The sequence below is a fragment of the Hymenobacter ruber genome (genome assembly GCF_054783255.1).
Map to the genome: position 1 here is coordinate 533,398 of NZ_BAAGQX010000003.1, position 20,210 is coordinate 553,607.

The window sequence follows — 20,210 nt, forward strand, 5'->3', positions numbered from 1 at the left end:
ACGAAACTACCGGTCTGACCAAGCCAAAACCAGCCAGCTTTGTACCGGCAAATAGGTATAATTATTTGAATTTAAATACCTAGCTTTAGCGCCATACCTTACCCTTTTTTCACCTTTTAACCACTTACTGCGATGGGATTTGTTTCCGAATTCAAGGAGTTTATCTCCAAAGGCAATGTGCTCGACCTGGCGGTCGGTGTCATCATCGGCGGCGCGTTTGGCAAAATCGTGTCCTCGCTCACCGACGACATCATCATGCCCATTCTCAGCGTGTTCACCAGCGGTATTAACTTCAACGAGAAGTTCTTCACCCTCGATGGTAAGCACTACGACACCCTAAAAGCCGCCCAAGACGCCAAAGCCGCTACCATCGCCTACGGCAACTTCATCAATGCCGTCATCTACTTCCTTATCATCGCCTTCGTAATTTTCTGGGTGGTGAAGCTGGCCAACCGCTTCAAGCGCCCCGCCGAAGTAGTGGTAGCCACCGAGCCCGCCCCTACCAAAGACCAGCTCCTGCTGGCCGAAATCCGCGATTCGCTGCGCGCCGGCCGCGCTTAGGCAGCCCAATTCCGTTCAACCAGAAAAAACCGTGGTTTGCCGAGTGGCAGGCCACGGTTTTCGCTTTTTTGCTTCAACCAGTCATTTTATTCAAGCCACTTAATTGTTCGATTCAAAATAAGTTGCGAACTTAGGGGCATCCTAACGCCGCAGGCCTTCCTTTTGAATGCCCGCATTGAACCACCCACTTCTCTCAATCGTTAGGCCGCTATCCTGCTCCCCTCACCCCACTGCGCCCTATGAAAGTATTGTTTGTTGCCGCACTTCTTGGCGGCTTGAGTTTTGGAGCTGCTTCGGTGGCCCACGCCCAGACCGGGCCGGCATTCCCCATGCCCGGCAAAGCCACCAGCGAAGAAGGAGCCCGCGTCACCTCGGCCAACAACGCCCAGGAGCTAGCCCGCAACCAGCGCCGCGCCGCCATGACGCCCGACGAAGTAAAGCGCGACCAGCAGCTCGAGCTTCTCGAAGCCCGCACCGGCAATACCAGCTTCGGTGCCCACGGCCCCGAGCGTCAGTTCGATTCCAACCGCAGCGGCAACGGCTTCATGGTTCGCAAGTTCAAGGCCTCGCCCGGCAAGCCTGGCTACGTGAGCAAGCGCGGCACCGGCCACACCCCGGGCAGCTCCAACCCTGCCGGCAAGCCCTTGGTGCACAAGCATAAGAGCAAGCATAAATTCCTCTTCTTCTAGAAATCGGTTATTACAACTGAGAGCCCCGGCTGCTGATGCAGTCGGGGCTTTTTTGTGCATTCATGCCTTGGCTTAACTTACTGGCGACATTCCTTTCAAGTGTAAACGGGCATATCAAGCAAAAAAATCACTTCAAAACAAAGCCCCGGCTGCATCAGCAGCCGGGGCTTTTTCACCTTCGCAGGTTGCGCTTGCCTTACAGCGTACGCTTGATTTCCTTTTCTTCGAAGCCTTCGATGTTATCGCCTTCTTGCAGCTCGTTAAAGCCCTTGATGGAGATACCACATTCGTAGCCCTGGCGCACTTCGCTCACATCGTCTTTGAAGCGCTTGAGGTCCTGAATGTCGCCGGTATACATCACGATGCCGTTGCGTACGACGCGCACCTTGGTTTTGCGAGTCAGGGTGCCTTCCGTCATCATACAGCCGGCAATGGTGCCCACTTTGGTGATGTTGAACACCATCCGTACTTCGGCGTTGGCCGTCACCACTTCCTGCACCGTTGGGGCCAGCATGCCTTCCATGGCATCCTTCACCTCGTTGATGGCGTTGTAAATGATGGAGTACAGGCGGATGTCAATCTGCTCATTCTCAGCCAGCTTGCGGGCGCTCTGCGAGGGCCGCACCTGGAAGCCGATGATGATGGCGTCGGAAGCCGAAGCCAGCAGCACGTCGCTTTCCGAGATGGCGCCCACCCCTTTCGAGAGGATGTTCACCTTCACTTCCGGCGTACTCAGTTTCAGCAGTGAGTCGGAAAGTGCTTCCACCGAACCGTCCACGTCGCCCTTCACCAAGATGTTGAGTTCCTTGAACGAACCAATCGCCAAGCGGCGACCGATTTCGTCGAGCGTGATGTGCTTCTTGGTCCGGATGGTTTGCTCACGGGCCAGTTGCAGGCGCTGGGTAGCAATTTCGCGGGCTTCGCGCTCCGTTTCCATTACTTGGATGCGGTCGCCGGCCTGCGGGGCACCAGTGAGGCCGAGCACCTGCACCGGCGTTGCGGGCGGAGCCGACTTCATTTTCTTGCCGCGGTGGTCCGTCATGGCTTTCACGCGACCAAAGTGCGGGCCGGCCAGAATCACGTCGCCCACGTTCAGCGTACCGGTTTGTACCAGCACAGTCGTCACGTAGCCACGGCCTTTGTCCAGCGAGGCTTCAATCACGGTACCGATGGCACCGCGGTCAGGGTTGGCTTTCAGGTCGAGCAATTCGGCCTCCAGCAGCACCTTTTCCAGCAAGTCCTCAATACCAATGCCCGATTTGGCCGAAACCTCCTGGCTCTGGTATTTACCACCCCATTCTTCCACCAGAATGTTAATCTGGGAAAGCTCCTCGCGGATTTTCTCAGGGTTGGCGGCGGGCTTGTCAATTTTGTTGAGGGCGATGATAATTGGTACCCCAGCCGCTTGCGCGTGGTTGATGGCTTCCTTGGTCTGCGGCATTACCGAGTCATCGGCCGCCACCACGATGATGGCAATGTCCGTCACCTTGGCACCACGGGCACGCATGGCCGTAAAGGCTTCGTGACCCGGCGTATCAAGGAAGGTAATGGGCTGACCCGATTTCGTGCGCACCTCGTAGGCACCGATGTGCTGCGTGATGCCACCGGCTTCGCCTTTGGCCACACTCGCATCGCGGATGTAGTCAAGCAGCGACGTTTTGCCGTGGTCGACGTGGCCCATGATGGTCACGATGGGGGCGCGGGGCTTGAGGTCTTCCTCAGCATCGCCAGCGTCCACATCAATCTCCTCCTCTTCAGCCGACAGAAACTCTACGTCAAAGCCGAATTCGTCGGCAATCACGGTAATGGCTTCGGCATCAAGACGCTGGTTGATGGACACGAACATGCCCATGCCCAGACACACCTTGATTACCTCGTTCACGTTCACGTCCATCAGCGAAGCCAGGTCATTGGCCGAGATGAATTCGGTGAGTTTGAGGGTCTTGGCGTCGAGTTCGTTCTGTGCGCGCAGGGCCTCGCGGTCCTCCGCCAGCATACTGCGCTTGTCGCGGCGATACTTGGCGCGGTTCTGATTGTTGCCGCCCTTGTTACCGCCGAGTTTGGCGAGCGTAGCCTTAATCTGCTCCTGAATCTGCTTTTCAGCCTGTTCCGGAGTGAGCGCGGGGGCATTGGTCTTGGGAGCCGACTGGCCGGGACGCTGGCCGGCACCTCCGGGACGGTTGCCACCGGGGCCACCGTTGGGACGGTTGCCTTGGTAGCCGCCACCCTGGCCGGGAGCACCCGCCGGGCGGTTGCCCTGATAGCCGGGGCTGGGGGGCGAAGTGGTGCTGCCGGGAGGGCCGGGCAGGCGCGTGCGCTTCTTCTGGCCGGGGCCAGCGGGCAGGCCGCGCTTGCTCACATCCGATGAAGCAATGGGGCGGGGGCCACGGCCACCCGGACCACGCCGGTCGTTGTTGATGGACGATAAATCAATCTTGCCGAGCACGGTCAAACCTTTCAGCGTATCCGACTTAGCAACGATGGTGCTGGTATCCTCAGGCGTTGCCGTCGGCTCAGCCGCAGCAACTGGAGCAGCAGCGGGCGTAGCCGGAGGAGTTACAGGCGCAGCAGGGGCAGCCGGAGCTGCAGCCACCGGTTCAGCTTTTGCTACGGGCTGGGCTACAGGAGCCGGAGCGGCAACTGGTGCCGAAGCAGCGGGAGCTTCTACTTTAGGAGCGGGGGCAGCCGGGGCTTCCACTTTCGGCACGGCCGGAGCCGGGGCGGGCGTTGGAGCTGGTGCAGCAGCTACCGGGGCAGGGGCTGGAGTAGCTGGCCGGGGCGGAACCACGCGGCCTTTGCTGTCCAGCTCAATTTTACCCAACACTTTCAGACCGGGCACGCTGGGTGCTTCGGCTGCGGGCGTGGGAGCCGGAGTAGCAGCAACGGGAGCCGCTGGTGCTACAGGAGCAGCCGGGGCTGGCGCCGCTGCCACCGGAGCAGCCGCTACGGGCGCAACCGGTGCAGCCGGCTTTGGAGCCGGCGCAGGCGTAGCCACCGGCGCGGGACGCGGGGCTGGGGCAGCAGGTTTCGGAGCCGCGTCGAGGTCGCTCTGGCGCTTGGCCTGAATGACTTTCTGGGCTTCTTGACGGTCGTGGGCAGAGGCGGCGAATTCCTTCTCCAGCGAGGCCACTTGCTCACCGGTGAGCTTCGTGGTCGGCTTGTTCTCTACTTGTATACCTTTTTTGGCCAGGGCTTCTACCACCCTGTCCATTCCAATATTCAGGTCTTTGGCCGCCTGTTGTAGCCGTTTCGGGGTTGCTTCCGCCATTCTATCTTTTCTCGCGTACGATACGCTTCTAATTGCAAAGGTATTACATTAAATCTTGCCAGCAGGGCACAAACCGCGCCTGCTGGCTCGATTTGTTACCCTTGCCGTACCGGCCGCGCGGCCGTCATTGGGCTGGCTCGGCGGGAGAGCTCGCGCCCGCTTCCTCAGTCGTGGTATCAGTGGTACCCTCAGCATCGGTGGCCAGAGGCGTGTGTTCTGCGGCAGTTTCGGTGGCCGAAGCGTGCGTTACGGCAGCTTCTTCGTCGGCGGCACCGGCGTTTTTGCTAGCGGCAGCGCTGTTCTTAGCCGTTTCCAGCGAGTTCTCGTCGAGGTCTTCGTCGTCGGCAAATTCCTGGCGGATAATGCGGTACACATCGTCCACCATTTCTTCCTCCAACTCCGTGCGGCGCACGATGTCGTCTTTCTTCACTGCCAGTACGGCGCGGCCGGTGTCCAGACCAATTTTTTTCAACTCGGCCAGTACCCAGGGTTCGATTTCGTCCTGGAACTCGTCCAGCGAAATGTCTTCCTCGTAGTCGATGGCTTCGCGGAATACGTCGATTTCCATGCCGACGAGGCGGCTGGCCAGCTTGATGTTGGCACCGCCGCGGCCGATGGCCAGGCTCACCTGGTCGGGCTTCATGAACACCGAAACCCGGCCGTTCTCCTGGTTTATCTTCATAGAACCCACCTTGGCCGGCGATAGTGCCCGCGCAATGTAGAGCTCGAGGTTGTCGGTGTAGTTGATGATGTCGATGTTCTCGTTTTCGAGCTCGCGCACCACCGGGTGGATGCGGCTGCCCTTCATGCCTACGCAGGCACCCACGGGGTCGATGCGCTCGTCGTAGCTTTCGACGGCTACTTTGGCGCGCTCGCCGGGCTCGCGCACTACGTTCTTAATCACGATGAGGCCATCGTAAATCTCGGGCACTTCGAGCTCGAACAAACGCTCGAGGAAAGCCGGGGCGGCGCGGGAGAGAATGATTTTCGGCGTGCCGTTAATTACCTCCACGCGGTGTACTACGGCGCGCACGGTATCGCCCTTACGGAAACGGTCCTTGGGGATTTGCTCGCCTTTGGGCATCACCAGCTCGTTGTCGTCTTTGTCCATAATGAGGGCCTCGCGGCTCCACACCTGGTACACTTCGCCGGTTACGATTTCGCCCACCTGGTCCTTGTATTTCTGGTACAGGTTGTCGCGCTCCAGGTCTTTCACGCGCTGAATCAGCGTTTGGCGAGCCATGAGCACGGCGCGGCGGCCGAAATCCTCCAGCTTCACGCCTTCGGCTACGGACTCGCCTACTTCAAAGTCGGGCTCGATTTTCTGGGCTTCGGCCAGCGGAATTTTGTCGTGGTCCCAGATATCCTCCGAGTTATCGTCCACGATTTCGCGGTTGCGCCAAATCTCCAAGTCGCCGTTATCGGGGTTAATGATGACGTCGAAGTTTTCGTCCTGGTCGTACTTCTTGCGAATCATGGTGCGAAACACGTCGTCCAGGATGCTCATCATCGTGGGCCGGTCGATGTTCTTGCTCCGGGCAAATTCGCCGAAGGATTCAATGAGTTCGTGGCTGTTCATAGAGGCAGAACTGTATTTATTTGAAAGAGATAACAACCTTGGCCTCCTTAATGTCCCCGAAGGAATAGAAAGCGGCGGGCAGGGTGGTTTTCTTGGTTTTTTGTTTGATTACTTCCTCGATTTCCACGCCCTCGGCGGTGGCGGCGGTGAGGGTGCCGGTTTTCTCGGTGCCGTCGGCCAGCTTCAGGGCCAATGAGCGGCCGATGTGGCGCGGGTACTGGCGCGGGTCGGTGAGGGGCTGGTCGGCGCCGGGGCTGGTGACTTCCAGGGAATACGCGGAATCTTCGCCGTAGTGCTCGTCGATGCGGCGACCCAGACGGCGGCTGATGGTGGCGCAGGACTGGATGGCGAGGCCGTTGGGGCCGTCGAGGGTGACGGTGACCTTGGGCAGCACCGAATCGGACACGGTGAGGCTCACAACGAACAACTCCTCATCGCCGATGGCGTCGTGGAGCATTTCCAGCAGCAGGTTACGGTCGAAACGCATAGGATTTGAAAAAAGCGGGCAAAAAAAGAGGGGACTGCGCGTCCCCTCTTTATCAGATTGAATACCAACTTCGGGGCAAAGGTACGACAATTGGCCACGGAATGCAAGATGGGGCGGATGCGGAGGCTGGGCGTCGGAACCGCAGCCCTTCCGGAGGCCAACAGGCTTTGTACTTGAAATCGGCACCGGCTGCAACTCCGGCGGCAAGTCGCGTCTTTGGTAAACCGTGACGGCTGGTGTGGAGTTTGCAAGTCAGCAGCCGATATTCACGGCCACATTCACCCTCATTTTCAGCCTTTAATTGTCATGAAATCATTTCTGAATCTTCGTGCTGCCGCTTTCGGCCTGACGCTGGCATTGGCCGGCACCGCTGCCCACGCTCAGACGACGCCCGCCACCATGCCGGCACCCGCCCAGGGCGCGGCGAAACCTAGCCCCGCCGCCAACGCTACCGGCAAGATTGGCGCGGCCGACGTGACGGTGAATTACAGCAGCCCAGGCGTGAAAGGCCGCAAGATTTTTGGCGGCCTAGAGCAGTATGGTAAGGTGTGGCGCGCCGGGGCCAACGAAGCCACTACCGTAGAATTCAGCAAGGCGGTGACGGTGGAAGGCAAGCCGCTGCCGGCGGGCAAGTACGGCTTCTTCGTGATTCCGGCGGAGAGCGGGCCGTGGACGGCCATCTTTAACAAGGTGCCGAACCAGTGGGGCGCGTTCAAGTACGACGAGAAGCAGGATGCGCTACGCGTGATGGTGACGCCCCGCAAAACGGCGGCCGTGACCGAGCGGCTGGCGTATGAGGTGACGCCCAAGGCGTTGGTACTGCGCTGGGAGAACGTGGAGTTGCCGGTGGCTATTAAATAGTCGTCGGTTCTTAACCGGAATGGCGGCGGGCGGCCCGGGTGGGCCGCCCGCTTACTTTTGTGCCTTCGCTAGACATTATGCAACCCATGGAATACAAGCTCACCCAATACAGCCACGGCGCGGGCTGCGGCTGCAAAATCGCGCCGGCCGTGCTCGACCAGATGCTGCACACCAGCATTGCCCAGCCGCAGCACGAGAAGCTGCTGGTGGGCAATGCCAGCCGCGACGACGCGGCCGTGTATGACATCGGCGGGGGCCAGGCAGTGATTTCGACCACCGATTTCTTCATGCCCATCGTGGATGACGCGTATGATTTCGGGCGCATCGCCTCGGCCAATGCCATTTCGGATGTGTACGCCATGGGCGGGCGGCCGCTGCTGGCCATTGCCGTGCTGGGCTGGCCCGTGGATAAGCTGCCGCCTGAGGTAGCGCGCCGCGTGCTGGAAGGCGCCCGTAGCATTTGCGTCGAGGCGGGGATTCCGCTGGCGGGTGGGCACAGCATTGACTCGCCGGAGCCCATTTTCGGCTTGGCGGTGACGGGCATGGTCGACATCAAAGACCTGAAACAGAACGATACGGCCACGGCGGGCTCGGAATTATTCCTGACCAAGCCGCTGGGCGTAGGCATCATGACGACGGCCCAGAAGAAGGGCATTCTGCGGGATGAGGACGCGGCCCTGGCCCCGGCCCAGATGATGCAGTTGAACAAGATTGGGGCGGAGCTGAGCAAACTACCCGCCGTGACCGCCCTGACCGATGTGACCGGTTTCGGCTTGCTCGGGCACTTGGCCGAGGTGTGCGAAGGCAGCCACCTGACAGCTGAAATTGACTTCAGCAAAGTGCCGCGCCTTGCGGCGGCCGAGTCGTATTTGAAGCAGGGCAGCGTGCCCGGCGGCACCGGCCGCAACTGGGCCAGCTACGGCCATAAAATTGGCCCGGTGACGGACGAGCAACGGGCGTGGCTGTGTGACCCGCAAACGTCGGGCGGCCTGCTGGTATGCGTGGAGCCCAGCGGGCGCGCGGCTGTGGAAGCCATTTTCGCGAAGCACGGGCTGGCGCTGGAGAGCTTCGGCCACCTGCGGGCGCACACCGATGGCGAGGCCTGGGTGCAGGTGCAAGTGCAGGCCTAACGTGGGGCCGGATTTTCAAGCATGAAATCAACTTTTTTCCGCCCGCTGATTGAGGCGGCCGTGGTGATTTTTCTGGTGCTGGGGGCGGCGCGCTGGGTCACGGGGCTGTTTTCGAAACGCACCCACGTGTACCAGACCACGGCGGCGCGGCAGCTGCGGCTGCTGTTCTGGCCGCTGCTGGCGCTGGGCGCGGGGCTGAGCGTGCTGCCCGCCGTAGCCATGGGCGGGGCTGAAGTCAGCGGCTTCGAGTGGGGGCTTACTGCGGGATTTATGCTGTTTACGCTGGCCCTGAGTGGGCCGGCCCTGCTACTGCACTTGCGCTACTGGGTGCTGAACCACGAAACCACGCTGGTTTTTCAGCCCGTCGACAATCGGCTTGAGGTGTACGAGGCCGGGCAGCGGGCGCCGTTTGAGCGGCGCGATTTGGCCCGCGTGGAGCGCGTGACGTGTAGCGCCCGCCGCACGTTCTGGGCGAAATACGACTACCTGACGCTGCACTTATACGATGGCCGCGTCATTACGCTCACCTCCCTGCTTACGGATTTGGAGCCGCTGGCCGTTTTCCTGCGCAGCCTGCCCACGGACCGGCGCACCAAGGCGTGGTGTTGGGTGTAGCCCTTACTTCCGCTTGTACAGGCCGGGCGTGTCCGTTGGCTCGTAAGCGCTAAATATGCTGGGCAGCAATTGCTTCAGGCGGGGCACTGAGCGGCTTTGGTCGAGCAGATAGGCGGGCGGGGTGGGGCCCATTTTCTGGGCTACGCGCACCACGGCGGCGTACTCGTTGAGATGGCCAAAATCGACCTGCGACAGTGCCCAGTCGAGGTAGGGCGTGACGGGGTGGTTGTTGAAATAGGCACGGTCATCGGGGCCGAGGATTAGGAGTGTCTGGCCGCGTAGGGCGTCGTAGCGCGGGTCGGGCTCGAGGCCGAAGCGGCTTTCGGCGGGCATGTGCAGCAGGCTTTCGAGGCGCGGCACCTGGGCCCGGTAGCGCAGCACCACCACGGCGTTGATGATGAGCAGTAACAACAGCTCCAGCAGCCAGCTTTGGCGGTTGCGCTGCCACAGAAACAGGCTGAAATACGCTACCGGCGGCAGCAACAGCACCAATACGCCGGGGGCCGCGCCGCGCTCGACCGCGGCAGCCACGGCGGCCACGGCCAGCCACACCAGCATCATCTGGCGGAATTTCACCTGGAACACCAGCCCCAGCGACGTGCCCAACGACCGCAGCAGCGCCAGCGCCAGCACCAGCATGGGCACAATCAGCAGGCGCAGCTGCAGGCCGGCGGGCAGGCCGCTGGCAATGAGGTCTGTAAGGCCCGGCTGCAGGTGGAACTGCACGAAACCTGGCAGGGCATCGGTGTAAAAGAAAAACGTGCCCACCAGCGCATACGGAAAGAAAAACCCGCACAGCAGCAGCAGCGAGCTGCGGAAGGAATTGGCCGCGAAAATCACCACCGCAAACAGCCCCACTATCACAAACAGGCTCAGCGGCAGGTAGCACAGCGCGCCCAGCCCAATCAGAAACCCGGCCCGGAACAGGCGGCGGTTGTCGTAGCCCTCGCGGGAGGTGGGCAGCAGCGCGCTCAGCGCAAAAACGATGAAGGTATTGCCCAGCAGCAGCGGCGAGAGGGCATCCAAATCGGTGCTCACGCTGCCCACCAGCAGGTAGGTGAGGGCGGCCACGTAGCCGCGCTCGGGGTGCACGTCGTAGCGGTTGAACACCAGGTTCAGGCGCAGGCCCTGGATGAACAGCAGCCCCAGCGCCACCATGCGGTAGAGCCACACGGGACGCGCCAGCACGGCATCGAGGGCGGCGAAGGTGGCGGCGGCCAGCGGCGCGGTACCGTCGTAGAGGTCGCGGTAGGGCATGGCCCCGCCGTGCAGCCGCTCGCCCACCAGCAAAGCCCGGAGCTCGGCGGCCGTCAGGGGCAGGCCCAGCCAGAGCAGCGGCAGGCGCAGCGCCAGCACCAGTAGCACCAGGGCCAGCAGCTGCGTGGACAACGAGCTTTTAAAAAAGCGAAGCAATGCGCGGGGGGATAGGGAATAAGGGAAATGGGAGAAGGCAAAGGTATCGGGAGGACGGGTTCTGCCGTCACTGACTGGCCGCAGACTCGCCGGCCTAACCCCGCTTAACGCCTTATCCCGTTTTCCTTATTCCCTATCCCCTACACCCTTCTCCCCTATCCCGTACCTTTGCTAGTCATTATGGATAGCAAACGACAACAAAAAATGGCCAGCCTCCTGCAACAGGAGCTCGCGGCCGTATTGCAGCGCGACTTACCACACCTGTTTGGCGGCGGGCTGGCCCCCAGCATCAGCATGGTGAAGGTGACTCCCGACCTGGGCCAGGCCCGCGTGTACCTCAGCCTGCTGCTGGGCAACGACGCCAACGAGCGCCTCGAAATCATCAAGGACAACGCCAAGGAAATCCGCCACGCCCTGGCCAAGCGCATCCGCAAAACGGCCCGCGTGGTGCCCGAGCTCATCTTTTTCCACGACGACAGCGCTGCTTATGCGGCCCACATGGACCAGGTTCTCGGCACGCTCTACATTCCGGAAGCTCCGAAGGAAGACACTTCGGACGACGACGACAAGCCCGCCCGCCCGCGCCTTTTCAAAGGCGAGTAGTTTTTTAGGGTATGGGGCTAGGCGGGTGTGAGGGCAAGAGTTTGTAGCTCTTCCCTCTTTTAGTCCCTCCTACCCTCCTACCCTCCTACCCTTATATCCTCATACCCTCCCTTGTACTACGACCCTATCAAGAAGACGCTCGGCCAGGTATTCAACCGCACGCCGTGGCTGCGCCGGCTATTTTATCACCTGCTCGATTTGCTGCTGCTGCGCACCTGGCACGTACACCGCGAGCTGCGCCGCTGGGCCAAGGGCCGCACCCAGGAGCCCCTGCACATCCTCGATGCCGGCTCCGGCTACGGGCAGTACACGTACTGGCTGAGCGGGCTGAGCTCAAAGTGGAACATTCTGGCCGTGGACGTGAAGGACGACCAGGTGGCCGATTCGAACCAGTTTTTCCGCCAGATTGGCCGCAAGAACGTGCAGTTTGCCGTGCAGGATTTGGTGCTGTATCAGGAGCCGAATTCTTTCGACCTCGCCCTGTCCGTCGATGTAATGGAGCACATTCTGGAAGACGTGGAAGTGTTCCGCAACATCCACGCTTCGTTGAAAGACAGCGGCATGCTGCTGATTTCGACCCCCAGCGACCAGGGCGGTTCCGATGTGCACGACGACGGCGAAACCAGCTTCATTGAGGAGCACGTGCGCGACGGCTACAACATCCGCGAGATTCAGCAGAAGCTGCGCACCGCCGGTTTTGAGCGCATCGAAGCCCGCTACAGCTACGGCGAGCCGGGCCAGGTTTCGTGGCGCCTGAGCATGAAATACCCCATTCTGATGCTGGGCAAGTCGCGCGCCTTTTTCATCCTGCTGCCCTTCTACTACGCTGTGGTGTTCCCATTCTGCCTGCTGCTAAACTGGTTCGACGCGCGCACAGCGCACGACTCCGGCACGGGCCTCATCGTGAAAGCCTGGAAGTAAATCACGGATGCGTCGGATTTTGCTCAGATTACCCGGGGTTTGTGGCCGTTATCAGTCGGCTCTAGTTTGCTAACTTTCCTTTTACGTCTTCGTTAGCGTAGCTTTCCGTTCGCAATTCCTGCGCAGTCGCCCTCCTATCACTTGAGGAGTCGTCCACGAAATCCGCCCAATCCGCGTGAAATCCGACGAATCCGTGATTTATGAACGTACCCATCCTCATTGCCCGGCGCTACTTCCGTTCCAAGAACAAGCGCAACATCATCACCATCATCTCCAACATTTCGATGATTGGGGTGGCGGTGGGCACCATGGCGCTGATTATCGTGCTGTCGGTGTTCAACGGGCTGGAGGACTTGGTGCGCACACTCTACGGCAAGTCGGACCCCAACCTCGTCATCTCCGCGGCCAAAGGCAAGGCCTTCCCCGTCGACCGCACCTTCCTGATGAAGCTGGAAAACACGCCCGGCGTGGCCCTGCTCACGGAGGTAATCGAGGACAATGCCCTGCTACAATACCACGACCGCCAGATGGTGGTGAAAATGCGCGGCCTCTCGGATAACTACTTCGGCCAGAGCCAGATTGACGCCAACATCCGCGAAGGCGACCACCGCCTGCGCCGCGACAGCCTGGAGCTGGCCCTGGTGGGTGCCGGCGTGCAGCACGAGCTCAGCATCACGCTCAACAACCGCCTGTCGCCCATGCGCCTGCTGTACCCGCGCAATACGCCCGGCAAAAAAACCCTCGACTTCAACCCCGAAAACGCTTTCAACGAGCAGAACCTGACGGCCGGCGGTGTCTTCCTTATTGAGCAGCACATCGACGACAGCTACATTTTTGTGCCGCTCACCTTCGCCCAGCGCCTGCTGGGCTACGGCACCCGCCGCACGGCCCTCTACGTGAAGGTGGGCCAGAGCTTCGAAATTGAAAAGGTGAAAGGGGAGCTCCGCAACCTCCTCGGACCCGATTTCAAGGTGCAGGATTCCGACGAGCAACACGTCAGCCTGTTCAAGGCCATCAAAGTGGAGAAGCTGTTCGTGTTCATCACCTTCACGCTCATTCTGCTCATCGCCTCGCTCAACATCTTTTTCTCGCTCTCGATGCTGGTTATCGATAAGAAAAAGGACATCGCTGTGCTGCTGGCCATGGGCGCCAGTCAGAAAACGGTGCGCCGCACGTTTCTGTACGTGGGGGCCATTGTGGCGCTGGTGGGCGCGGCCACCGGGCTCATCCTGGGCGTCACGCTGTGCTGGCTCCAGCAGCGGTTCGGCTTCGTGAGCATGGGCATGGCCACGAGCGTGGTAGACGCTTACCCCGTAAAAATGCAGGCCTCCGACCTGATTTTTACCTGCGTGTCCATTATCGTCATCACCCTGGCCGTAAGTATTCGCCCGGCGCTGAATGCGAGCAAGTTGGACTTGCGTGAGAATTTATAGCGTTTATCGAATTTCTGGTATCTTGGAGGTTGCTACGCCGTAAGGGGCTAGCAATTCGCTCCTGCAGCAAAGCGCTACGATACCAATTTCCGCTTTCTGCCCTACCTTGCGCCTTCCGCGTGCCCGGCTATGAAAGTATCTACCGCAGAACCGTTTCAAATCGTCTACTCGCTCTTCGAACACGAGTTCCTGGGCCACTTGTTTGCGGCCTACGTGGTCCAGCTCGGCCCGCGCGGCCAGCTAACGCTTCAGCACCAGACCGTTTCGGGAAAAAATGCCCACGAATTCGCGGCCGGGCTTGATGCTGCCGACTTCGAGTTGGTGGAGCTTTGCGACCAGATTCAGCAGGAAGCAGTAGTGAAAGAATTCTGGCCCCGCAAAATCGCCACGGCCGAGTTTTTCCTCAAGACTTACAACGCCGAAAAGGGCGACAAACCGCTTCAGGAGCTCATTTCCAAGTATGTGCAGACGCGCATGGCCGGCATTCTGGCGCGGCTGGCGGGCAAGCAGGTCTTCATCATGGGCCGCGATGGCGAGCCAACGTGGAAGGAAATCGGCATGGCTCCGGCCAAGGCGTCCATCCTCTTCCACTTCCGCCGCAACGAGGAGGGCACGCATTATTTCCCTACCATTCAGTACCAGGGACAGAAGCTTGATTTCCAATATAAAGACGCGGTGCTTGTGTGCCTGCAGCCGGCCTGGCTGCTGCTCAACGATTTGCTTTACTCCTTCCGCACCGAGGTGGATGGCAAGAAGCTGCTGCCGTTTTTGAAGAAGAAATTCATCGTGGTGCCCCGGCAGGTAGAGGAAAGCTATTTCCAGAAATTTGTGGCCCCGCTCATGGAGGCCTTCGAGGTGCACGCCCGAGGCTTCGACATTCGTTCGGAGCGCTATGTGGCGCGGCCCCGGCTCACGTTCAGCGATGCCCAGCCGGCCCTGCCCGCCCCCGAAGCGCCCGTGCGGCCGCCCGGCCCGCCGCGCCGGGGCCGCATTCCGCTGCCCAAGCCCATTGCCCCCCTCCTTACCGGGGCCGAAACCGAGCAGATTCATTTCGAGCTGAGCTTCCGCTATGGGCCGCACCTCATGCCGCTGGGCACCAGCAAGCCCGTGAGCGTGCACCTCGAAAAAACGGCCGACAGCTACGTGTTCCACCGCCTGCTACGCAACCCGGAACAGGAGCAAGCCACCGTGGAAGAACTGCAGGCCCGCCGCCTCGTGGTGGCCAACGGCCACGCCTCGCTGCCCAAAGCCGAAGCCTTTAAATGGCTGCACGACAACTCCCCCGCCCTCACGGAGCTGGGCTACACAGTTGAAGCTGCTTCTACGGCCACCAAAAACTACTTCATTGGCCCTACCAGCGTGCAGGTGGGCATTCAGGAGGCGGGCGACTGGTTCGACGTGCGCGGTACCGTGCGCTTTGGCGATATCGAAGTGCCATTTATCCGGCTGCGGGGGCACATTTTGCAGCGCCGACGCGAGTTCAAGCTGCCCAACGGCCAGATTGCCATCATTCCCGACGAGTGGTTCACGGACTACCTGGAGCTGTTTGCCTTCGGCGAAGAAACCGAGGACGGCCTCAACCTGCGCCGCCACCACCTCGCGCTAGTGGCCGACCTGCAAAGCAACGAGTTGGCTACCGTGCGCATGGGCCGCAAGCTGGAAAAGCTGCGCGACTTTGCCGAAGTAGAAGACCACCCGCTGCCCGCCGGCTTCCTGGGCGAGCTGCGCCCTTACCAGAAAGCCGGCTACAACTGGCTGCGCTTTGTGCAGGACTACCATTTTGGCGGCTGCCTGGCCGATGACATGGGGCTTGGCAAGACCATTCAGACGCTGGCCATGCTCCAGCACCGCCGCGAAAGCGGGGAGGCACAAGGCGCTGCATCGCTGCTGGTGCTGCCTACTTCACTGGTTTTCAACTGGCTGAACGAAGCCCAGAAGTTCACACCCGAACTGCGTGTGCTGGCCTACACCGGCACTTACCGCGACAAAAACCCCGACCGCTTCGCCGACTATGACGTGGTGCTGACTAGCTACGGCATCGTGCGGCTCGATACGGAGTTGCTGGCCGGTTACAAGTTCGACTACGTGATTCTGGACGAATCGCAGGCCATCAAAAACCCATCGAGCACCACCTCGCAGGCCGTGCGGCAGTTGCATTCCAAGCACCGGCTTATTCTCACGGGTACGCCGGTGGAAAACAGCACGATGGACTTGTGGTCGCAGATGTCCTTCATCAACCCCGGCTTGCTGGGCACGCAGGCGTTTTTCCGCAAGGAATTCCTCAAGCCCATTGAGAAAGACCAGGACGAAGGCCGTACCCGCCGCCTGCACGCGCTCATCAAACCATTCATCCTACGTCGTCACAAAGCGCAGGTAGCTAAAGAGTTGCCTGCCAAAACCGAGCAGCTCAGCTACTGCCAGATGACGGACGAGCAGGCCCACGCCTACGAGGAAACCAAGAGCTTCTACCGCAACAAAATCCTGCGCAACCTCGACGAGCACGGTCCGGCTAGCACGCAGTTTCTGCTGTTGCAGGGTCTCACGCGACTGCGCCAGATTGCTAACCACCCGCGCCTGGCCGACGAGAACTACACCCACGAATCGGGCAAGCTGCGCGAGGTGTTGCGCATGATTCGCAACGTGGTGGCCGAAGGTCACAAAGTATTGGTTTTTAGTCAGTTCGTACAGCATTTAGCGCTGGTGCGGGCCGCGCTCGATGAGCGTCAGATGCACTATGCTTACCTCGACGGGGCCACGCGCGACCGGCCGGCCGAAGTAGCCCGCTTTCAGGAAACCGAAGACCTCAAAATCTTCCTTATCAGCCTCAAAGCCGGCGGCGTGGGCCTCAATCTTACCGCTGCCGACTACGTCTTCATCCTCGACCCGTGGTGGAACCCCGCCGTGGAGGCCCAGGCCGTGGACCGTGCCCACCGCATTGGCCAGCAGCGCCCGGTGTTCACCTACAAGTTCATCACTCAGAATACGGTGGAAGAAAAAATCCTGGCCCTGCAACGCCGCAAGCTGGCGCTGGTGAGCGAACTAATTGCCACCGACGAGGCTGTGATTAAGCACCTCACCCGCGAGGATATTGAGGAACTGCTGGGATAAAACGGCGAAGTTCGCCGGCACAACCGCTCTCGCCGGCGCACCGATGCTTGGTTGTGCGATTATCAATAGGGCTCGGCCAACAATTGCCACTGGCCAAGGTTAGCAACCCATGCACGTCACCCTCCGCACCGCCGTTTCTCAATCCCCGGCCGCGGTCATGGCCGGCTTCACGCGCGAGTTATTTGTGGCCCTGGCCCCGCCGTTTCCACGGCTGCGGCTGTTGCGCTTCGATGGCTGCCGCACCGGCGACCGGGTTGAAATTGAACTGGATACGCTGGTGAAGCGTCTACCCTGGACTTCGCTGATTGTGGGCGACGGTGTGCAGCCTGACGGCACCCATTTCTTTGTGGATGAAGGCCAGATTCTTCCGCCGCCGTTGCGGTTCTGGCGGCACCGCCACCTCATTCAACCCGGCCCTAACGGCGGCAGCGTGATTGTAGATGCCCTGGAATACCGCACGGCTTCGCGCCTGCTCGATGCGGTGATATACCCAGCCATGTGGGCGCAGTTTGCCTGGCGGCGGCCCATTTACCGGCGCTGGTTCCGGTAGGCAGAGCGGCCCGGCGCGGAGCCGTACCTTTGCGGACTATGCTGAACCCCGCCACCATCGTCCTCAAAAACGGAAAAGACCACAGCCTGCGCCGCCGCCACCCCTGGGTGTTCTCCGGGGCCATTGCCCGCGTACTGGGCGAGCCCCGCGAGGGCGAGCCCGTGCGCGTCGAAGCCATCAACGGCGAGCTGCTGGGCGTGGGCCACTTCTCCAGCGGCGGCTCCATTGCCGTGCGGATGCTGGATTTCGGCCCCGAATCTGAATTGCCCACGGCGAAATACTGGGAAGACAAGCTGGGCAATGCCTACCGCCTGCGCCAGCGTCTGGCCTTGACCGGCACGGCCGATACCAACGTATTTCGCTTGGTGCACGCCGAGGGCGACGGCCTGCCCGGCCTCATCATCGACGTGTATGGCGACACCGCCGTGGTGCAGGCGCACAGTGTGGGCATGTACCGCGCCCGGCCCGAAATAGCGGCCGCACTGCGAGTGGTGTTCGGCGACAAGCTGCGCGCCATTTATGACAAGAGTGCCGAAACGGTGCCCGGCAACGCCGTGCCCGACGCCCAGAATGGCTACCTGTTCGGCGAAAGCTCGGGCAGCGAGCATATCGTAACCGAAAACGGCCACCAGTTTGCCGTGGATTGGGAAACAGGGCAGAAAACCGGCTTCTTCATCGACCAACGCGACAACCGCGAACTGCTGGCCCGCTACTCGCCGGGCCGCAAGGTGCTCAACACGTTCTGCTACACGGGCGGCTTCTCAGTGTACGCACTGGAGGCTGGTGCTGAGCTAGTTCACTCCGTTGATTCGAGCAAGAAGGCCATTGCCCTGACCGAGCGCAACGCTGAATTATCAAACCACGCCGACCGCCACGCCGCCTACCCCGACGATGTGCTGGGCTTCCTTAAAAACCACTCGGCCCAGTACGATTTGCTGGTGCTCGACCCGCCCGCTTTCGCCAAGCACATGGGCGCCCGCCACGCCGCCCTGATGGGCTATAAGCGCCTGAACGCGGCCGGCATCGCGCACCTCGCGCCCGGCGGACTGCTGTTCACATTCTCGTGCTCGCAAGTCGTGAGCCCAGAATTATTTGAGGGCGCGGTGCTGGCGGCGGCCATCGAAGCCGGCCGGCCGGCGCGCATTCTGCATCGCCTCACCCAGCCTGCCGACCACCCAGTGAGCTTGTTCCACCCGGAAGGCGCTTACCTGAAAGGGCTGGTGCTGGCGGTGGAATAGTCAACCTTATAATCAAAAGCGGCGCTCCGGCGTGGACAGCAAACGTCCGCGCCGGAGCGCCGCTTTATTTTTGGTCGCTTCGGCAAAACTTCTCCCCCCACTGCGGCGGTTAGCAGTCCAGTGTTCAAAAAGAAAAATAAAATAGCGCCTTCCCGGCAGCCCGTGGCCATTATCGGCGCGGGCATTGCGGGCATTGCGACGGCGGCGCGGCTGGCCGTGGCCGGGCACCCGGTTACGGTATTCGAGGCGGGCGCTTCGTTCGGGGGCAAGATGCATCAATTTGCGCTGCCCGGCGGGTATCGGTTCGATGCCGGGCCGTCCTTGTTTACGCTGCCGCAGCTGGTGGATGATATTTTCCGACTGGCTCAGCGTGAGCCCGCCGACTATTTCCGCTACGAGCGGCTCGACCCCATCACCAACTACTTTTTTGCCGATGGCACCCGGCTCACGGCCTGGGCTGAGGCGGCGAAATTCGCGGCCGAAGTAGAAGAGAAGCTGGGCACGCCAGCAGCGGCGGTCACGCAATTTCTGACCCGCGCCGGTCGGGCGTATGATGCCACGGCGGGCACATTTCTGCATAAATCCCTGCACAAGGCCGGCACCTACTTCAGCCCCGAAACGCTGAAAGCCATGGCCGCCCTGCCGCAGTTGGGCCTGCTGGGCACCATGCACCAGCGCCACGAAAGCGCCTTCGGACGCGACCCGCGCCTCGTGCAACTGTTTGACCGCTACGCGACTTACAATGGCTCCGACCCCTACCAGGCTCCGGCCACGCTGAGCATGATTCCGCACCTGGAGCACGGCATTGGGGCTTTTTATCCGGAAGGCGGCATTTATGCCATTGCCGAAAGCCTGGTGAAGCTGGCGACGGAGTTTGGCGTAAAATTTCGCTACAACGAGGCCGTGAAGGAAATCATCATCGCCGACAGGCGGGTGACGGGCGTGCGCACGGCGCAGGACGTGTACGATTTCGGCCGGGTGGTGAGCAACATGGACGTGGTACCCACCTACCGCCGCCTGCTGCCCCGTGAGCCCGCCCCCGAGCGCACGCTGAGCCAGCCCCGTTCCTCCTCGGCGCTGATTTTTTATTGGGGCATCACCCGCGAATTTCCTGAACTGGATTTGCACAACATCTTTTTCTCGGCTGATTACCAGCGGGAATTTGAGGCTATTTTTCAGGAGCAAACCGTGGCCGATGATGTGACGGTTTACGTGAACATCACCTCCAAAAAAACGCCCACCGATGCCCCGCCCGGCCACGAAAACTGGTTTGTTATGGTGAATGTACCCCACGACCAGGGCCAGGATTGGGCAGCCCTTACCCAGCAAACCCGGCGCGCCGTGCTGCGTAAGCTGCGCCAAGCATTGGGCACCGACATCGAGCTCTTGATTGCCACCGAGAAAATCTGGACACCGCCCGGCATTGCCGCCGATACTTCGTCGTTTGGCGGGGCGCTGTATGGCAGCTCCAGCAACAACGCGCTGGCGGCCTTCCTGCGGCACCCCAATTTTTCGGGGCGGCTCGAAGGGCTGTACTTTTGCGGTGGTTCGGTGCATCCGGGCGGCGGCATTCCGCTGTGCCTGCTATCGGCCAAAATCGTTTCGTCTTTAATTAATGATGCGTGAGTTTTAATCATTTGTCATCCTGAGCACAGCGAAGGACCTTCTCACGTCTGAACGATTGGCACTAATCTCAAATCAAGCAGACGCGAGAGGGTCCTTCGCTGCGCTCAGGATGACAGACGATTAAATTT

Annotated in this window: 15 protein-coding genes and 1 pseudogene; 12 read left to right on the forward strand and 4 right to left on the reverse strand. The window is 60.8% G+C overall.

Going from position 1 to position 20,210, the window contains the following annotated elements; translation table 11 throughout:
* The first annotated feature begins 132 nt into the window (after nt 1-132).
* A complete protein-coding gene (mscL, locus tag ACYVM5_RS09215) occupies nt 133-561 on the forward strand; it encodes an MscL family protein (RefSeq protein WP_460617830.1) in 429 nt (142 codons plus the stop codon).
* Between the two features lie 239 nt (nt 562-800).
* A complete protein-coding gene (locus ACYVM5_RS09220; protein ID WP_460617831.1) occupies nt 801-1,250 on the forward strand; it encodes a hypothetical protein in 450 nt (149 codons plus the stop codon).
* A gap of 196 nt (nt 1,251-1,446) precedes the next feature.
* Here the strand turns inward: ACYVM5_RS09220 and infB are convergent, their stop codons facing one another.
* The 3 genes and pseudogenes from infB to ACYVM5_RS09235 form a co-directional block, all read right to left on the reverse strand.
* Complete coding sequence (infB, locus tag ACYVM5_RS09225) at nt 1,447-4,518, reverse strand: translation initiation factor IF-2 (RefSeq protein WP_460617832.1); 3,072 nt, start codon at nt 4,516-4,518, stop codon at nt 1,447-1,449.
* Between the two features lie 346 nt (nt 4,519-4,864).
* Nucleotides 4,865-6,097 (reverse strand): annotated as a pseudogene (gene nusA, locus ACYVM5_RS09230) (transcription termination factor NusA); the annotation flags it as partial.
* Between the two features lie 16 nt (nt 6,098-6,113).
* Nucleotides 6,114-6,584: a ribosome maturation factor RimP gene (locus ACYVM5_RS09235; protein ID WP_460617833.1), complete on the reverse strand. Its 471-nt coding sequence runs from the start codon at nt 6,582-6,584 to the stop codon at nt 6,114-6,116.
* Between the two features lie 306 nt (nt 6,585-6,890).
* Between ACYVM5_RS09235 and ACYVM5_RS09240 the strand changes: the two genes are divergently transcribed.
* The 3 genes from ACYVM5_RS09240 to ACYVM5_RS09250 all read left to right on the forward strand — a co-directional run bounded on the left by ACYVM5_RS09240 (nt 6,891) and on the right by ACYVM5_RS09250 (nt 9,190).
* Nucleotides 6,891-7,445, forward strand: a complete 555-nt coding sequence (locus ACYVM5_RS09240; protein ID WP_460617834.1) for a DUF2911 domain-containing protein — start codon at nt 6,891-6,893, stop codon at nt 7,443-7,445.
* An 86-nt stretch (nt 7,446-7,531) separates the two neighbouring features.
* Nucleotides 7,532-8,575: a selenide, water dikinase SelD gene (gene selD, locus ACYVM5_RS09245; RefSeq protein ID WP_460617835.1), complete on the forward strand. Its 1,044-nt coding sequence runs from the start codon at nt 7,532-7,534 to the stop codon at nt 8,573-8,575.
* Nucleotides 8,576-8,596: 21 nt separating this feature from the next.
* On the forward strand, nt 8,597-9,190 hold the full coding sequence (locus ACYVM5_RS09250) for a hypothetical protein (RefSeq protein ID WP_460617836.1): 594 nt from the start codon (nt 8,597-8,599) through the stop codon (nt 9,188-9,190).
* Between the two features lie 3 nt (nt 9,191-9,193).
* On the opposite strand, the gene ACYVM5_RS09255 is transcribed toward ACYVM5_RS09250, so the two are convergent.
* The gene (locus ACYVM5_RS09255; RefSeq protein WP_460617837.1) at nt 9,194-10,603 is read right to left on the reverse strand and encodes a hypothetical protein; all 1,410 of its coding nucleotides are present in this window, start codon (nt 10,601-10,603) and stop codon (nt 9,194-9,196) included.
* Nucleotides 10,604-10,783: 180 nt separating this feature from the next.
* On the opposite strand from ACYVM5_RS09255, the gene ACYVM5_RS09260 reads away from it, so the two are divergent.
* The 7 genes from ACYVM5_RS09260 (at nt 10,784) to crtD (ending at nt 20,082) form a co-directional block, all read left to right on the forward strand.
* Complete coding sequence (locus tag ACYVM5_RS09260; RefSeq protein ID WP_460617838.1) at nt 10,784-11,206, forward strand: ribosome-binding factor A; 423 nt, start codon at nt 10,784-10,786, stop codon at nt 11,204-11,206.
* A 111-nt stretch (nt 11,207-11,317) separates the two neighbouring features.
* The gene (locus tag ACYVM5_RS09265) at nt 11,318-12,127 is read left to right on the forward strand and encodes a class I SAM-dependent methyltransferase (RefSeq protein ID WP_460617839.1); all 810 of its coding nucleotides are present in this window, start codon (nt 11,318-11,320) and stop codon (nt 12,125-12,127) included.
* 200 nt (nt 12,128-12,327) lie between these two features.
* Nucleotides 12,328-13,560: an ABC transporter permease gene (locus ACYVM5_RS09270; protein WP_460617840.1), complete on the forward strand. Its 1,233-nt coding sequence runs from the start codon at nt 12,328-12,330 to the stop codon at nt 13,558-13,560.
* A gap of 129 nt (nt 13,561-13,689) precedes the next feature.
* Complete coding sequence (locus tag ACYVM5_RS09275; RefSeq protein WP_460617841.1) at nt 13,690-16,668, forward strand: SNF2-related protein; 2,979 nt, start codon at nt 13,690-13,692, stop codon at nt 16,666-16,668.
* Between the two features lie 109 nt (nt 16,669-16,777).
* Nucleotides 16,778-17,218 carry an SRPBCC family protein gene (locus tag ACYVM5_RS09280; protein WP_460617842.1) on the forward strand — a complete coding sequence of 147 codons (441 nt, stop codon included), beginning with the start codon at nt 16,778-16,780 and terminating at the stop codon, nt 17,216-17,218.
* Between the two features lie 41 nt (nt 17,219-17,259).
* Entirely contained in the window at nt 17,260-18,456 is a 1,197-nt protein-coding gene (locus tag ACYVM5_RS09285; protein WP_460618079.1) for a class I SAM-dependent rRNA methyltransferase, read from the forward strand.
* A 120-nt stretch (nt 18,457-18,576) separates the two neighbouring features.
* Nucleotides 18,577-20,082, forward strand: coding sequence for a phytoene desaturase family protein (gene crtD, locus ACYVM5_RS09290; protein ID WP_460617843.1), 1,506 nt, complete (start codon nt 18,577-18,579; stop codon nt 20,080-20,082).
* Nucleotides 20,083-20,210: the final 128 nt, after the last annotated feature.

Coding starts and splice junctions, on each gene's coding strand:
- ACYVM5_RS09220 (WP_460617831.1), top strand. CDS start 801: ATGAAAGTATTGTTTGTTGCCGCACTTCTTGGCGGCTTGAGTTTTGGA.
- ACYVM5_RS09235 (WP_460617833.1), bottom strand. CDS start 6,584: ATGCGTTTCGACCGTAACCTGCTGCTGGAAATGCTCCACGACGCCATC.
- infB (WP_460617832.1), bottom strand. CDS start 4,518: ATGGCGGAAGCAACCCCGAAACGGCTACAACAGGCGGCCAAAGACCTG.
- ACYVM5_RS09250 (WP_460617836.1), top strand. CDS start 8,597: ATGAAATCAACTTTTTTCCGCCCGCTGATTGAGGCGGCCGTGGTGATT.
- ACYVM5_RS09270 (WP_460617840.1), top strand. CDS start 12,328: ATGAACGTACCCATCCTCATTGCCCGGCGCTACTTCCGTTCCAAGAAC.
- selD (WP_460617835.1), top strand. CDS start 7,532: ATGGAATACAAGCTCACCCAATACAGCCACGGCGCGGGCTGCGGCTGC.
- ACYVM5_RS09275 (WP_460617841.1), top strand. CDS start 13,690: ATGAAAGTATCTACCGCAGAACCGTTTCAAATCGTCTACTCGCTCTTC.
- mscL (WP_460617830.1), top strand. CDS start 133: ATGGGATTTGTTTCCGAATTCAAGGAGTTTATCTCCAAAGGCAATGTG.
- ACYVM5_RS09240 (WP_460617834.1), top strand. CDS start 6,891: ATGAAATCATTTCTGAATCTTCGTGCTGCCGCTTTCGGCCTGACGCTG.
- ACYVM5_RS09260 (WP_460617838.1), top strand. CDS start 10,784: ATGGATAGCAAACGACAACAAAAAATGGCCAGCCTCCTGCAACAGGAG.
- ACYVM5_RS09280 (WP_460617842.1), top strand. CDS start 16,778: ATGCACGTCACCCTCCGCACCGCCGTTTCTCAATCCCCGGCCGCGGTC.